A 14,944-nucleotide genomic window follows, 5' to 3' on the forward strand; every position below is an offset into this window, starting at 1 on the left:
TCAGGTGCCGGCCGGCGCGGCGGGTCGACGGCGGAACCGGGCTGACGCGATCGCCACGGCCACGAACGCGAGCAGGGTGCCGACGACGGTGGACACGTGGACGCCCCCGTCGTCGGTCGGTAGGAAGACGTCGAGGGCGAGCGCGCTCAGCGTCTGGCCGGCGACCGTCCCGAGCCCCAGGATGAGCACCCCGGTGTGCTGCACGAGGAACGCCGCCACGGCGATGAAGACGCAGCCGATCGGTCCGCCGAGGTAGAGCCACCACTCCCCAGGCAACGCTCCGGGCGGTGCGACGAACAACGCGTGCAGCACAGCGGCCACGACGAGCACGACGGTTCCGACGATGAAGTTGATGAACGTCGCGGCGAGCGTGCTCTGCGCTCGCATCTTCACCCGCCCGTTGACCGCCTGCTGCCAGCCGATCCCGATCCCGGCGAGCAGCGGCAGGACGAGCAGGCCGAGCGGGATGCTCCCGCCGAGTTCACCCGAGACCGCGACGCCGACGGCGACGAGGGCGACGAGCGCCCCGAGGACGCGCTGCACGGTGAACCCGACGACGCCTCCGGGGCCGAAGCCGATGCGGTCGAGCACGAGCCCGCTCGCGGTCTGTCCGGCGACGACCGCCACGGTGAACAGCGCCACCCCGAGCGCAGCCGCGGTGAGTCCCTGCGACAGCACGAGGAACGCGCCTGCGCACCCGCCGAGGACCGTCCACCACGGCATCTCGCGACGACGCACCGCCGTCGCGACGGTCGACAGGCCCCTCCGCCCGGTTCGGGAGACAGCCAGCCCGACGGTCAGGATGATCAGCCCACCACCGAAGGAGATCGCGGCAGCGGTGAAGCCGTCGCCGAGCCGCGCGCCGAGCTCGCCGTTCAAGCGCGCCTGAACGGCGATGAAGGCGCCACTGACCACGGCGATCAGGAGGGCGAGCCATGCTGGGATGCGGTTCACGAACGGTTCCTTCCACACGGAACCGCCCGCCAGCAACGCTGACGGGCGGTTCTGGGTTGGAGCCGACGACGGGACTTGAACCCGTAACCTACGCTTTACAAGAGCGTTGCGCTACCAATTGCGCCACGTCGGCCGACAGGGGCGGACCCCGGTCTCGACCATCCTACGATGGCGGCGGATCAGCCGTTGGTCGCGGGCGACTCGCTCGGGCTCGGCGACGGGGTGTCGGTCGAGTAGCTCTCGCTGGACACGGCGAGCACGAACGCGGCGAACTGCTCGGCGTCGGTGAGCGAACCGGTGTACTGCTTGCCGTTCACCAGGATGGTGGGCGTCCCCTCGACCTTCGCGACGTCGGTGCCGGGCAGCGGGCCACTCCGTGCGCGGTCCGTCGAGTCCTTCACCCAGGACTTGTAGGTGCCGTCGTCGATGCAGGTGTTGATCTTCTTCTCCCCACCGGAGATGACGCCCTTCGCGATGGACTTCAGCTCCTTGTCGGTCAGGCCCTCGGTGTTCTCCTTGGGCTGGTTCTCGAACAACGCGGTGTTGAAGGAGAAGAAGTCGTTCGGCGAGTACTGCGCGACGCAGGCCGCGGCGTTCGAGGCGCGCAGTGAGTACTGCGTCCCGAGCGACAGGTTGCTCAGCGTGGCGAGCGGGTGCACCGTGTAGGTCGCCGCTCCGGCCTCGAGCCATCCCTTGACCTGCTCGGCGTTCGTGGTCTCGAACTGACCGCAGTAGGGGCACAGGAAGTCCTGGTAGACGGAGATCTCGACGCCCTCGGCCGTCGGGGTCTCCGTGGCGGCCGGCGTCTCGGCCGGTGCAGGCTCAGCCGCGTCGGTGGCGGTCGGCGTGGGAGTAGGGGCGTCGGCGGGTGCGCCGACGAGCTGCAGACCGGCGCCGACGGTGAACCCGTCGTTCTGCGCAGCCGTCGGGACGGGGCCGGCCGGCTTGATCGACGTCACGATGATGATCGCCACGGCGGCGACGATCGCGAGCGCACCGAGCACGATTCCGCCCTGCAGCAGCACGCGGTTGCGGCGGTCGCGCCGCTTCTGCTGCTCGCGCAGCACACGTGCCTTCTCGCGGGCCGCGTCGCGGCGTTCGTTCTTCGTCGGTCGGTTCTGCGATCCAGCGCCAGACATTGATCCTCGTTTCGGGGGGATTGCGCTACGTAGACCCAGCAGCGCCAAACAGAGCAATCGTAGACCTGCCGCCTGGGAGAGGCCCAAACCAGGCAGGGAGGAGGCTGTGCGTCCGCCGAGAGACCGATCCGCCGGGCACCCTTCCATTCCCAGGGGCCCATGGCATACTGGAACGGCGAGTCGGCCATCGTCGGCGGGCTCGCGTCCATTCACAACGGATCGTCCGGCACGTACCTGCCGGTGAAGGAGAACAACCATGGCGTCTGTGACGTTCGACAATGCAACCCGTTTCTACCCGGGCGGCACCCGCCCCGCGGTCGACAAGCTGAACCTCGAGGTCGCCGACGGCGAATTCCTCGTCCTCGTCGGCCCGTCCGGCTGTGGCAAGTCCACCTCGCTCCGCATGCTCGCCGGCCTCGAAGAGGTCAACGACGGCCACATCTTCATCGGCGACCGCGACGTCACCGACGTGCCGCCGAAGGACCGCGACATCGCGATGGTGTTCCAGAACTACGCGCTCTACCCGCACATGACCGTCGCCGAGAACATGGGCTTCGCGCTCAAGATCGCCGGCGTCGGCAAGGAGGAGCGCGCCACCCGCGTCCTCGAAGCCGCGAAGCTCCTCGACCTCGAGGACTACCTGACCCGCAAGCCGAAGGCGCTCTCCGGTGGTCAGCGTCAGCGTGTCGCGATGGGTCGCGCCATCGTCCGTCAGCCGCAGGTCTTCCTCATGGACGAGCCGCTGTCGAACCTCGACGCCAAGCTCCGCGTCCAGACCCGCACCCAGATCGCGTCGCTCCAGCGTCGCCTCGGCGTCACCACGGTCTACGTCACGCACGACCAGACCGAGGCGCTCACCATGGGCGACCGGATCGCGGTCCTGAAGGACGGCATCCTGCAGCAGGTCGGCACGCCTCGCGACCTGTACGAGAAGCCGAACAACGTGTTCGTCGCCGGCTTCATCGGCAGCCCCGCCATGAACCTCTTCGAGGGTGAGATCGCCGACGGCGGCATCAAGCTCGGTGGATTCATCATCCCGGTGGAGCGCGAGATCACCGACGCCGCCCCGTCCAAGAACGTCACGGTCGGCGTGCGCCCGGAGGACATCACCGTCTCCAGCAACTCCGGCTCCGGCATCGAGGTGACCGTCGACCTCGTCGAGGAGCTCGGCGCCGACGGCTACCTCTACGGCCACACCGAGGTCTCCGGCAAGCGCACCGACATCGTCGCCCGCGTCGACGGCCGCAACCACGCCCACATCGGCGACACCGTGTTCCTCGCGCCGACGCCGCACCACGTGCACGCGTTCGACTCGGCTTCGGGTGAGCGCCTCGGCAACAAGCCGGTCGTGTCCTCCTCGATCTAGTAGTTCCGCCGACGATGGTCGAGCGGTCGGTCTCCGATCGCTCGACCATCGTCGTTTTCGTCTGTCCCATCTCAGCTCGATCACTCCCGAGGAGCGCATCGCACCATGTCCGGCGCATTGAACATCACCGCAGCCACCGTCGACCCCGCGCTGCTCGACCTGCCCTGGGAGCTTCCCCTCGAGAACTGGCCGAACGAGGCCATCGCGTCCCTGCCGAAGGGCATCTCCCGCCACCTGGTGCGGTTCGCGAACCTCTCCGGGTACGTGATCGCCGTCAAGGAGACCACCGCCGAGATGGCCAAGGGTGAGTACGACATGCTGCGCACGCTGCAGCGCCTCGACATCCCCTGCGTCGACCCGCTGGCGGTCATCACCAACCGCTCCGACCGGAAGGGCCGGGAACTCCCGAGCGTGCTCGTCACCCGGCACCTGAAGTTCTCCCTCCCCTACCGCGCGCTCTTCCAGGGGACGCTGCGTCCGGACACGGCGACCCGCCTGGTCGACGCCCTCGCCGTCCTGCTCGTCCGCCTGCACATCGTCGGGTTCTTCTGGGGCGACGTCTCGCTGTCGAACACGCTCTTCCGACGCGACGCGGGGGCCTTCGCCGCCTACCTCGTCGACGCCGAGACCGGCAAGCTCTACGAGGGAGGGCTGTCCAACGGGCAGCGTGAGAACGACCTCGAGATCGCGCGCGTGAACATCGCCGGTGAACTGCTCGACCTCGAGGCGGGCGGGCGCGCCGACGTCGAGCTCGACCCGGTGACCGTGAGCAACGGCATCGTCGCGGCCTACCGTTCCCTCTGGAAGGAGCTCACGGGCTCCGAGTCCTTCGACGCCTCCGAGCGCTGGCGCATCACGGAACGCGTGCACCGTCTGAACGAGCTGGGCTTCGACATCGAGGAGCTCGCGATCAAGACGACCGACGAGGGCTCCACCGTCCGCATTCAGCCGAAGGTCGTCGACGCCGGACACCACCAGCGTCGGCTCCTGCGACTCACGGGCCTCGACGCCGGGGAGAACCAGGCCAGGCGCCTACTCAACGACCTCGACGCATACTCGGCGTCGTTCGGGAAGGACGGCTTCGACGAGGAGATGGCCGCACACGAGTGGCTGATCCGCGTGTTCGAGCCCGTCGTGAAGGCCATCCCACGCGAGCTCCGCGGCAAGCTCGAGCCGGCGGAGATCTTCCACCAGCTCCTCGAGCACCGGTGGTTCCTCGCGCAGAACGAGGGCCGCGACATCCCGCTGGCCGAGGCGGTCGGATCCTATGTGAACACCGTCTTGCGACACCGTCGCGACGAGGCGACGATGATCGTGCCGCCCACCGAAGCGATCAGCATCCCCGCCGCGATGACCGGCCCGGTCGACTGGCGCGACCTCGTCTGACCGATGGCGCGGGCCCGGACGGCCGAAGGCCCTGGGACGGTGATCCGTTCCCAGGGCCTTCGGCCGTCCGGTCGGCGTGTCCGACCGTCGTGATGCTGCCGCTTAATCGGCGCTCCGTCGACGCGCGATCTCGTAGAGCGTCACGCTCGCCGCGATCCCCGCGTTCAGCGACTCCGTCGCAGCCGAGATCGGGATCGAGACGACCGCGTCGCACGTCTCGGTGACGAGGCGCGAGAGTCCCTTGCCCTCGCTGCCGACGACCACCAGGATCGGCTGGTCGGCGAGTTCCAGGCCGGGGAGCGACACGTCGCCGTCGCCGTCGAGGCCGATCACGAAGACGCCGCGCTCCTTGAACGCCTTGAGCGTCTGCGTGAGGTTGGCGGCCATCGCGACCGGCGTGCGTGCCGCCGCGCCGGCCGAGGTCTTCCACGCCGAGGCGGTCAGCCCGACGCTCCGACGCTGCGGGAGGATGACGCCGTGCCCGCCGAACGCAGCCGTCGAGCGGATGATCGCACCCAGGTTGCGCGGGTCGGTGATGCCGTCGAGGGCGATGAACAGCGGGTTCTCGCCCCGCGCGATCACCTGGTCGAGCAGCTCCATGGGGTGCGCGTACTCGTACGGGGGCACCTTGATGGCGAGCCCCTGGTGGACGCCGTCGAACCCGGCCATGCGGTCGAGTTCCGGCCGCATCACCTCGAGGACGGGGATGCCGCGGCGGGTGGCGAGGCTGAGCGCCTCCTTCACCCGGTCGTCCATCTCGATGCGCGTCGCGACGTAGAGCGTGGTGGCCGGGATCTTCGCGCGCAGCGCTTCGAGCACGGAGTTGCGGCCCGTCACGACCTCGGACTCGTCGCTCGACTTCTGCTTGGTGCGGCCGTTCGTCGACGGTCGTCCGTTCTGGCCGGCCGGCTGCTTGGGCTTACCGGTGCCACCGGAGGCCGCGTAGCGCTCCTGCGCGGCCTTCCGCTTGCCGGCGGGATGCCAGGCGCGGTCCTCGGCCTTGGGGGTCGGCCCACGACCTTCGAGCGCCTTGCGGCCGAGGCCGCCGGTGCCCTTGGTGGGACCCTTCTTCGCTTTCTTCGGCCCGGTCGGGCGGGAAGGCTTACTTGCCACTGATACTCCAATGTGCTCCGGACGGGGTGTCTTCGATGGTGATCCCGGCCGCGGTGAGTTCGTCGCGGATCCGGTCGGCCGCTGCGAAGTCCTTGGCGACCCTGGCGTCAGCGCGATCGACGAGCAGGCGCTCGACGAGTGCGGACAGGGATCGGTGAGTGATGGGGTCGGTGCCCGAGGACCACGAGGGGTCGGTCGGGTCGATACCGAGGACGCGGGTCATGTCGAGCACCGCGACACTGCTCTCCCGGGCGACGTCGAGATCGTCGCCGCGGTCGAGGGCGGCATTGCCCACGCGGACGGCTTCGTGGAGTGCCGCCAGGGCGCGAGGGATGTTGAGGTCGTCGTCCATCGCCTCGACGAACGCGGCCGGGAGCGTCGCGCGGTCGGGAGCGCGGTCCGCCTCGTCGAGGAGGCCTGCGCGACGCGAACGGTCCAGGAAGCCCTCGATACGACCGAGCGCCGCCTCCGCCTCGGCGAGTGCGCCGTCGTGGAACTCGAGGGTGGAGCGGTACTGCGCAGCACCCAGGTAGTACCGCACGACCAGGGGCCTCGCCTCGGCGAGGAGGTCGGCTGCGTAGACGGAGTTGCCGAGCGACTTGGACATCTTCTGTCCGCCGGACACCGCGACCAGACCGTTGTGCAACCAGTACCGTGCGAACGGGTCACCGGCGGCACTCGACTGGGCGAGCTCGTTCTCGTGATGGGGGAAGCGCAGGTCGAGTCCGCCACCGTGGATGTCGAACTCCTCGCCGAGGTACTTCGTCGACATCGCCGAGCACTCGATGTGCCAGCCGGGTCGGCCTTCCCCCCAGGGCGACATCCAGCTCGCCGAGCGTGGCTCGCCGGGCTTCGTGCCCTTCCACAGCGCGAAGTCGCGCGGATCGCGCTTCCCCCGGGGGTCGGCGTCGGTCGCGGCCTCCATGTGCTCGGCGCTCTGACGGGTCAGCTCGCCGTACCGGCTCCACGATGCGGTGTCGAAATAGACGTCGCCGGACTCGTCCGGTGCGGGATACGCATGCCCGGCGTCGACGAGTCGCTCGATGAGCTCCTGCATCTCCGGGATGCTCGCGGTGGCTCGCGGTTCGTAGCTGGGCGGCAGGATGCCGAGGGCCCGATAGGCGGCGGTGAACTCCAGCTCGTACCGGTAGGCGAGTGCCCACCATTCCTCCCCGGGCAGCGCGAAGCCACCCTCGGAACCGGCAGCGGCGTTCGCGAGGATCTTGTCGTCGATGTCGGTGACGTTGCGGACGAGCGTGACGCGCAAGCCGGAGGCGGTCAGCCAGCGTCGCAACTGGTCGTAGACGAGCGCGCTACGCAGGTGGCCGATGTGCGGCGAGGACTGCACCGTGGGTCCGCAGACGTACAGCCCCGCCTCGGCTTCGCGGAGCGGCACGAAGTCCCGGAGGGACTGCGTTTTCGAATCGTAGAGTCGGAGGGCCACGAGACCAGACTAGCCGCCGCCGTCGCGGCATGATGGTCGCATGACGACTGGACGGGACGAGCCACGGGTTCTCGAGGCGCGCCTCGGCGCGCAGCTCCTCCAGGGCGGGTCGTCGCGGTCGCCGGCCACGGTCGTGTCCCGGCTGCTCGCCCTGCAGGCGCAGGACCTGGCCTCCGGACTGTGGGCGATCGGCGTCCGCTCGCCCGGTTCGACCCTCGCCGAGGTACTGGGCGCCCTCGAGGACGGATCGGTGGTCCGGTCCTGGCCCATGCGGGGCACCCTCCACCTCGTCGCCGCCGAGGACCTCGGCTGGATCCTCGCGCTCGGCGTCCCCCGGGTCCGTTCGACGATCGCCGCACGCCATCGCCAACTGGAACTCGACGCCGAGACCTTCGCGCGATCCCGCGACATCACCGAGGCGATGCTCGGCGGCGGACGACGTGCCGGTCGAGACGAGCTGCTGGCCGCCCACACGGCCGCGGGCATCCCGATCACCGGGCAGCGCGGCTCCCACCTGCTCATGGAGCTCGCCATGAGCGGTGTCGTCTGCTGGGGGCCGCCGTCGGGGAAGCAGCAGTCGCTCGTCCTCACGGAGGAGTGGATCCACTCGCCGCGAACACTCGAACCCGACGAAGCGCTCGGCGAGTTCGTCGTCCGGTATCTCGCGGGTCACGGACCGGCGACCGTGGCCGACGTCACCTGGTGGTCGAAGCTCACGGTCGCCCAGGTGAAACGCGGGCTGGACATCGCCGGCGACCGGGTCGAGGAGCGCGAGTGGCATGGTGTGCCGCTGTGGTCGACCGCCGAGACCGAGACCGTGTCGGCCCCTCGACCCACCGGGGCACCGTCGGTCCTGGCACTGCCCGGATTCGATGAGCTGCTCCTCGGCTACCGGGGTCGCGGACTGTCGCTTCCCACCGAGTACGCGGAGCGTGTCGCCCCAGGGGCCAACGGCATCTTCCTCCCGATGATCACCGTCGACGGTCGGATCGTCGGCACGTGGCGACGACGGATCGGGCCGAAGACCGTGACGATCACGCCGGAGCCGTTCGCCCCGCTCGGCCGACGCGTCGAAGCCGGCTTCCGCCGCGCGGTGACGTCCTACGGACGGTTCCTCGGGCTGCCCGTCGAACTCGTCGACCCGACGGCCTCCGACTGACCCGGTTGCCCGCGATCAGCGACCGGTGATCAGCGGCGTTCGATCAGCGCCGTCGCCACGGCGGTGACACCCTCACCACGACCCGTGAACCCGAGCGCGTCCGTCGTCGTCGCCGCGATGCTGACCGGCCCGCCCACGAGCGCACCCAGCGCGGACTCCGCCTCGAGGCGGCGGGGCGCGAAGCGAGGGCGGTTCCCGACGAGCTGCACCGCGACGTTCACGACCTCATATCCGGCGGCGCGCAATCGTTCGACCGCCGCTTCCAGGAAGACCGATCCGCGAGCGCCGGCGAAGCGCGGATCGTCGTTGCCGAACATCGAACCGATGTCGCCGAGTCCCGCAGCCGAGAGGAGCGCGTCGACGATCGCGTGGGCGACCGCGTCGCCGTCGCTGTGACCGGCGAGCGCCCGCTCCCCCGGCCAGGACAGGCCGGCAAGGCGTAGCTCGCCCTCCTCCGCGAAGGCGTGGACGTCGATGCCGATGCCGGTCCGGATCCGGCCGCGCTGCGACGTCGTCGTCGAACCGGTGTCGGCGTCGCCGGCTCCGGCCTCGGCCGCAGCCGCAGCCGGTTCGGTCAGGAGCCGTTCCGCGCGCTGAGCGTCCCACGGCGTCGTGATCTTGAACGCGGCCTCCGAACCCTCCACCGTCACGACCGGATGCCCGGCGTCCGCGTAGAGGGCTGCATCGTCGGTCGCGGTGGCGAGCCGGTCCGCGGCGACGCGGAACGCCGCGACCAGTGCGTCCCTCGGGAACGCCTGCGGCGTCTGGACGGCCCGTAGCTCGGCACGGTCGATCGTCCGCTCGACGACGGCGCTCGCGTCCACCTGCTTGATCGTGTCGGTCACCGGCAGCGCGGGCACGACGCCCCAGCCGGTGCGCGCCGCGGCTTCGATCACTCGCTCGAACTGGGCCGTCGGCGTGAGCGCGCGGGCCGCGTCGTGGACGAGCACGGTACGGACACCCGGCCACAGCGCGGCGAGCCCGTTGAGCACCGACTCCTGTCGCGTCCCACCGCCGACGACCACCCGGAGGTGGTCGGAGGCACGACCGGCCGCCCGCCGTCCGATCGTCTCGGCCTCGCCTACGCGGTCGGCCGGCACGACGAGGACGAGCTGTACGGGCTCGCGGAGCCGGAAGACCGGTGCGAGCGCGTGTTCGAGCACGGTGCTGCCGGCGAGGGAGACGAACGCCTTCGGGATCCCGGCACCGAGACGCGTCCCACTCCCGGCCGCGACGACGATCACCCCGACGGCGGGACCGTCCAGCGACGTCTCTGCAGCGGCACTCGGTTCGTAGATCGCAGGCATGTGCCGAGCCTACTTCTCCCGCGCGATCATCGAGCAGCGGGCCGGCTCAGGACGCGAGGACCTCGTCGAGGACGGTGGACGCCTGCTCCTCGTCCGTCTGCTCAGCGAGCGCCAGCTCGGAGACGAGGATCTGCCGAGCCTTCGCGAGCATGCGCTTCTCACCGGCGGAGAGTCCGCGATCCTGGTCGCGTCTCCAGAGGTCGCGGACGACCTCGGACACCTTGATGACGTCTCCCGACGCGAGCTTCTCGAGGTTCGCCTTGTACCGGCGGGACCAGTTCGTCGGCTCCTCGGTGAACGGCGCGCGGAGCACGTCGAACACGCGGTCCACACCCTCCTGGCCGATGACGTCGCGCACACCGACGAGGTCGACGTTCTCGGCCGGGACCTCGATCATGAGGTCGCCCTGCGTGACACGGAGCTTCAGATAGAGCTTCTCCTCGCCCTTCACGACGCGGGTCTTCACCTCGGTGATGGTCGCGGCACCGTGGTGCGGGTAGACGACGGTCTCGCCAACTTCGAAGATCATGGGTGTCGGTCCCTTCGGCATCTACCAGAATACCACAGGACCCCTGATCAGAGCCGGGTACGGGGCACGCGCCAGGGCCGAGGGACGACGCCCCGTCCAGGACCCCGCAGCGACCGCCTCGCCACGCGGGGGTGGGCTAGACTCGAATCCGGATCCCGGGACACCTGTCACTCGTCTGCGCCCGGGGCCACCACATCTTGGAGGGTTCTGTGAAGGCGCGTCTCATCGCTTCCATCGTCGTCGCGGGTGCTGTAGCACTCGGCATGAGCGGGTGCAACCTGATCGCCCCGCAGGCGACCCTGAAGCAGTACGACGCCTCGGACGGCGTCGGTGTCACCGTCGGCTCGGTCGCGGTCCGCAACGCGATCGTCGTCTCGGACGACGGCGAGACCGGCAACCTGGTCTTCAGCGTCGCGAACCGTGACGACCGCGCGCACACCGTGCTCATCGAGGTCGAGGGCATCGACGAGCAGTTCCAGGTCCTCGCCGAACCGGGTCTCACGAGCTTCGACGGCAGCGGGGCGAACGACCCCCTGCGGATCGAGTCGCTCGGCGTGCAGCCAGGCGGGATCATCGACGTCTTCTTCCAGTACGGCGAAGAGACCGGCGCCACCGCGAGCGTCCCGGTCCTCACCGGAGAGCTGCTCGAATACTCGACGCTCGTCCCCACGCCCCAGCCGACGGAGGAACCGACGGTGGAGCCGACCGAGATCCCGACGCCGCTCGCCACGCCCACGACGGAGCCGACCGAGTAGTCGAGCACCGATCACAGACGCACGAACGAACGCCCCGCTCCTCCTGAGAAGCGGGGCGTTCGTCCGTGTGTGCCGGTGTCGGGGCTAGGCCTCGAAGCGATAGCCCAGTCCGCGGACGGTGACGAGCATCACCGGCTCCGACGGGTTCGCCTCGATGCGCGAACGGATGCGCTTGATGTGGACGTCGAGCGTCTTGGTGTCGCCGTAGTAGTCGCTCCCCCACACGCGGTCGATGAGCTGCCCGCGGGTGAGCACGCGCCCGGCGTTCCGCAGCAGCAGCTCGAGCAACTCGTACTCCTTGAGCGGCATGGGGATCGGTGCACCGTTGACCTCGACGACATGGCGCTCGGTGTCCATCCGGACCGTGCCGGCCTCGAGCAGCACCTCCTCCTGGGCCTGGTCCGCGTCGACACGGCGGCGCAGGACCGCACGGATCCGTGCGAGCAGCTCGCGAGTGGAATACGGCTTCGTGACGTAGTCGTCGGCTCCCAGTTCGAGACCCACGACGATGTCGACTTCGGAGTCCTTGGCTGTCAGCATGATGATCGGTGTGCTCGACACCGCGCGGATCTGCCGACAGACCTCTGTGCCCGGGATGCCGGGCAGCATGAGGTCGAGCAGCACGAGGTCGGCGCCGCGAGCGGTGAACGACTGGACCGCGGACGGACCGTCCTCGGCCACCTCGACCTCGTAGCCCTCCCGCTCGAGCAGATAGCTCAACGGTTCACTCAACGATGCTTCGTCTTCGACGAGCAGGATGCGGGTCACAGGGTACTCCTTGCCGTGCCGGTGGAGAGATCCTCCGGCGGGGTCGTTGCTCTGGGCAGGCGGATGGTGAAGGTCGAACCGCGGCCGAGTTGGGACCAGACCTTGACCTCCCCGCCGTGGTTGTGGACGGTGTGCTTGACGATACTCAGCCCGAGGCCGGTGCCGCCGGTGTGCCGGGATCGCGCCTGGTCGACGCGGAAGAACCGTTCGAACACGCGGTCGCGGTCCTCCTCGGCGATCCCGACCCCCTGATCGGTGACGGCGATCTCGACGACGTCGTCGACCGCTCTGACCCCGACCCCGACCTGCGCGCCGGTCGGTGAATAGTGGATCGCGTTCGAGATGAGGTTGTGCACGGCGACGACGAGCATCGCCTCATCGCCGTAGACCTCGAGGTTCTTGCCCCCGCGGACCGACAGGCCGACGCCAGTGGCCTCCGCCGGGACGCGGTTCTGGTCGACCGCCGCGGCGATCACGCGATCGAGCCGAACGAGTTCGGGCTGATGGAGCGCGTCGGCCGCCTGCAGCCGGGACAGGTCGATGATCTCCGCCGTCATCCGCGTGAGTCGATGGGACTCGGTCGCGAGTCGACTGGCGAACCGCTTCACCCGTTCCGGGTCGTCGGCCGCGGTGTCGAGCGCCTCCGACAGGAGACCGATGGCACCGATCGGCGTCTTCAGCTCGTGGCTGATGTTCGCGATGAAGTCCCGACGGACCTCGTCCAGGCGGCGCGCCTCCGTGTGGTCCTCGGCGAGCAACAGGATGAATCGGGAGCCGAGCGGCGCCGCGCGCACCCGGAGGTGCCTCGTCGCCTCCCCGAACCGGCCGAGAGCCAGTTCCAGGTCGCTCGTCACGGCGTCGCCCGTGCGGCGGACCTCGAGCGCGAGGTCGATGAGTTCCTGGTTGTCGAGGACGCGGTCGCGGACCAGGCCGAGCGCGAAGGCTCCGGGCGACGCCTTGAGCACGTTGTTCGACGGGTCGACGACGATGCCGGCACTGTCGAGGGCCTCGAGCACCTGGTCGACCCCGTCGGGCACGACCGGGTTCACGACCGTCGCAGCGCGCTCGCCACGGCGGAGGGCGAGGGTGATGAGGGCGACGAAACCGCCCCCGACGATGAGGCCAAGTGCCAACGCGATCAGCACCAACCACATGGTGTCCATGAGTCCTACGTTACTCAGTCCGCCGGAGGCCGAACTCGCGAATACCCCGCCACTTCGACGACTGTTCACGCGTGGTGCCCCAACTGTTAACCTTGGTTCGGCATCATCGGCGGAGCGGGCACCTGCCTGCCCACCGCCAGGTCACGGAAGGACGGCACCCAGAGCCATGCGCGAGGTATTCCAGCAGTCACTGCGAGAGGTCCAGGATCGCCTGGTCGAGATCGCCGAGCTCGTCACGATCTCCATCGAGAAGGCGACGCAGTCCTTCGGCAACTCCGACGTCGCCGTGGCCGAAGAGGTCATCGCCAACGACAACCGCATCGACCAGCTCGCCATCGAACTCGACGAACTCGCGATCGACATCCTGGCCCGCCAGCAGCCGGTGGCCCGCGACCTGCGCATCGTCGTCAGCGCCCTGCGGATCAGCGCCTCGCTCGAGCGGATGGGCGACATGGCCGAGCACATCGCCCAGCTGTCGCGCTACCGCTTCCCCGACAAGGCCGTCCCGAAGGGGCTGCGCACGACGTTCGCCGAGATGGGCCGCCTCGACGTGTCCATCGCGCGCAAGCTCACCGAACTCCTCCGCACGCAGGACCCGCGCATCGCGGACGAGATCCGGAACGACGACGACGACGTGGACGAACTCCACGCCAGCGTCTTCGAGAAGGTGCTCGGCGACACGTGGAAGGGTGAGCCGGTCGCGACCGTCGACGCCACCCTCGCTTCGCGGTACCACGAGCGCTTCGCCGACCACGCGGTGTCCATCGCCAAGAAGGTGCAGTACCTGGCTACCGGCGACTGGATCCCCGAGACCACGACGCCGGTCCACCACTGAGCGCCGACCACCGGACACCCCGACGAGCGGTGTCGACCCGGATCCGGGTCGGCACCGCTCGTCCGTTGTCGCAGGACTAGCCGATCTGACGGCGACGGACGATCGCGCCACCGGCCAGGAACAGCAGACCCAGGACGGTCGCCAGTCCGGCGAGCGGCAGGAGTCCGGCCGCAGCGCTGCCGGTGTCGGCCAGGGCCGGCTCAGTCGAGCGCGGAGCCGAAGCCGTCACACCCGAGCCGGACTGCGGTGCCGTGGCGGCACTGACGACGACGGTCGTCGTGCTATTCGGCGTAGCGGGGACCACCGGGATGGTCGGGTCGGTCGGGTCGGTCGGGTCGGTCGGGTCGACCGGGTCCGTCGGGTCGACGGGATCGGTCGGGTCGGTCGGATCGGTCGGGTCGGTGACCCCGGGACCACCGGTCTCGCTGTCTCCGATCACCGAGATGGCGTTGCCACCCACCGTGACGGGCAGGCCCAGATCGAGGATCACCTGGTTCCCACCGCCCAGGCTGCCGTCGCCGACCGTCGTGGACGTGCCGTTGCCCGACGTGGCCGGCGTCGTGGTCGCTCCACCGGTCGACTCGGCGTCACCGATCACGCTGACGGCGTTCCCGACCACTGAGACGGGGAGCTCGACGCCGCCGAGGACCTGGTTCCCACCGGTGACACTGTCGTCACCGGTCGTCGTCGATGACCCCGCTGGAGCAGTCGCTCCACCGGGACCCGCCGCAGGCTGACCCGCCTGCTCACTGCTCGAGTCACCGATCACGGAGATCGCGTTCCCACTGACCGTCACCGGTACCGTCACCACCGGTGACACCTGGTTCCCACCGGCGACACTGTCGTCACCGGTCGTCGACGACGACCCCGCCGGAGCAGCAGCTCCAGCGGGAGCCGCCGCAGCCTGACCCGCCTGCTCACTGCTCGAGTCACCGATCACGGAGATCGCGTTCCCACCGACCGTCACCGGCACCGTCACCACCGGTGACACCTGGTTCCCACCGGCGACACTGTCGTCACCGGTCG

At 69.6% G+C, this 14,944-nt stretch carries 13 protein-coding genes, 1 tRNA gene and 1 pseudogene; 5 read left to right on the top strand and 10 right to left on the bottom strand.

Features of this window, described 5'->3' with window-relative positions; translation table 11 throughout:
* From QRN27_RS03340 to QRN27_RS03350, 3 genes are all read right to left on the bottom strand, one after another.
* Positions 1–954 carry a DMT family transporter gene (locus tag QRN27_RS03340; protein ID WP_285040716.1) on the bottom strand — a complete coding sequence of 318 codons (954 nt, stop codon included), beginning with the start codon at positions 952–954 and terminating at the stop codon, positions 1–3.
* A 57-nt stretch (positions 955–1,011) separates the two neighbouring features.
* Positions 1,012–1,087, bottom strand: a tRNA-Thr gene (locus QRN27_RS03345).
* 46 nt (positions 1,088–1,133) lie between these two features.
* On the bottom strand, positions 1,134–2,093 hold the full coding sequence (locus QRN27_RS03350; RefSeq protein ID WP_285040717.1) for a DsbA family protein: 960 nt from the start codon (positions 2,091–2,093) through the stop codon (positions 1,134–1,136).
* A 256-nt stretch (positions 2,094–2,349) separates the two neighbouring features.
* Here QRN27_RS03350 and QRN27_RS03355 point away from each other — a divergent pair, with 256 nt between their 5' ends.
* Positions 2,350–3,459 (top strand): ABC transporter ATP-binding protein, encoded by a 1,110-nt coding sequence (locus QRN27_RS03355; RefSeq protein WP_056007742.1) that lies wholly within the window; start codon positions 2,350–2,352, stop codon positions 3,457–3,459.
* Positions 3,460–3,564: 105 nt separating this feature from the next.
* The gene (locus QRN27_RS03360) at positions 3,565–4,845 is read left to right on the top strand and encodes a DUF4032 domain-containing protein (protein WP_056007745.1); all 1,281 of its coding nucleotides are present in this window, start codon (positions 3,565–3,567) and stop codon (positions 4,843–4,845) included.
* A 102-nt stretch (positions 4,846–4,947) separates the two neighbouring features.
* Here QRN27_RS03360 and rlmB read toward each other — a convergent pair whose 3' ends face one another.
* Both rlmB and cysS read right to left on the bottom strand, forming a co-directional pair.
* Positions 4,948–5,958, bottom strand: coding sequence for a 23S rRNA (guanosine(2251)-2'-O)-methyltransferase RlmB (gene rlmB, locus QRN27_RS03365; protein WP_285040718.1), 1,011 nt, complete (start codon positions 5,956–5,958; stop codon positions 4,948–4,950).
* Entirely contained in the window at positions 5,948–7,402 is a 1,455-nt protein-coding gene (gene cysS / locus QRN27_RS03370; RefSeq protein ID WP_194669402.1) for a cysteine--tRNA ligase, read from the bottom strand. Before cysS ends, rlmB begins: the two co-directional genes overlap by 11 nt.
* Before the next feature lie 40 nt (positions 7,403–7,442).
* Between cysS and QRN27_RS03375 the strand changes: the two genes are divergently transcribed.
* Complete coding sequence (locus QRN27_RS03375) at positions 7,443–8,561, top strand: winged helix DNA-binding domain-containing protein (RefSeq protein ID WP_285040719.1); 1,119 nt, start codon at positions 7,443–7,445, stop codon at positions 8,559–8,561.
* Positions 8,562–8,590: 29 nt separating this feature from the next.
* Here the strand turns inward: QRN27_RS03375 and ispD are convergent, their stop codons facing one another.
* Both ispD and QRN27_RS03385 read right to left on the bottom strand, forming a co-directional pair.
* Complete coding sequence (gene ispD / locus QRN27_RS03380) at positions 8,591–9,868, bottom strand: 2-C-methyl-D-erythritol 4-phosphate cytidylyltransferase (RefSeq protein ID WP_285040720.1); 1,278 nt, start codon at positions 9,866–9,868, stop codon at positions 8,591–8,593.
* A 46-nt stretch (positions 9,869–9,914) separates the two neighbouring features.
* Entirely contained in the window at positions 9,915–10,397 is a 483-nt protein-coding gene (locus QRN27_RS03385; RefSeq protein ID WP_285040721.1) for a CarD family transcriptional regulator, read from the bottom strand.
* A gap of 209 nt (positions 10,398–10,606) precedes the next feature.
* On the opposite strand from QRN27_RS03385, the gene QRN27_RS03390 reads away from it, so the two are divergent.
* Positions 10,607–11,152, top strand: a complete 546-nt coding sequence (locus QRN27_RS03390; RefSeq protein ID WP_285040722.1) for a hypothetical protein — start codon at positions 10,607–10,609, stop codon at positions 11,150–11,152.
* 84 nt (positions 11,153–11,236) lie between these two features.
* Here QRN27_RS03390 and QRN27_RS03395 read toward each other — a convergent pair whose 3' ends face one another.
* Both QRN27_RS03395 and QRN27_RS03400 read right to left on the bottom strand, forming a co-directional pair.
* Positions 11,237–11,920, bottom strand: coding sequence for a response regulator (locus tag QRN27_RS03395; protein ID WP_056007768.1), 684 nt, complete (start codon positions 11,918–11,920; stop codon positions 11,237–11,239).
* On the bottom strand, positions 11,917–13,083 hold the full coding sequence (locus tag QRN27_RS03400) for a sensor histidine kinase (RefSeq protein WP_285040723.1): 1,167 nt from the start codon (positions 13,081–13,083) through the stop codon (positions 11,917–11,919). Before QRN27_RS03400 ends, QRN27_RS03395 begins: the two co-directional genes overlap by 4 nt.
* Positions 13,084–13,249: 166 nt before the next feature.
* Here QRN27_RS03400 and phoU point away from each other — a divergent pair, with 166 nt between their 5' ends.
* A complete protein-coding gene (gene phoU, locus QRN27_RS03405; RefSeq protein ID WP_056007773.1) occupies positions 13,250–13,918 on the top strand; it encodes a phosphate signaling complex protein PhoU in 669 nt (222 codons plus the stop codon).
* Positions 13,919–13,994: 76 nt separating this feature from the next.
* On the opposite strand, the pseudogene QRN27_RS03410 reads toward phoU, so the two are convergent.
* Positions 13,995–14,944: pseudogene (locus tag QRN27_RS03410) on the bottom strand (hypothetical protein); the annotation flags it as partial.

This window comes from Plantibacter sp. LMC-P-059a (assembly GCF_030209505.1).
GTDB lineage: Bacteria > Actinomycetota > Actinomycetes > Actinomycetales > Microbacteriaceae > Plantibacter.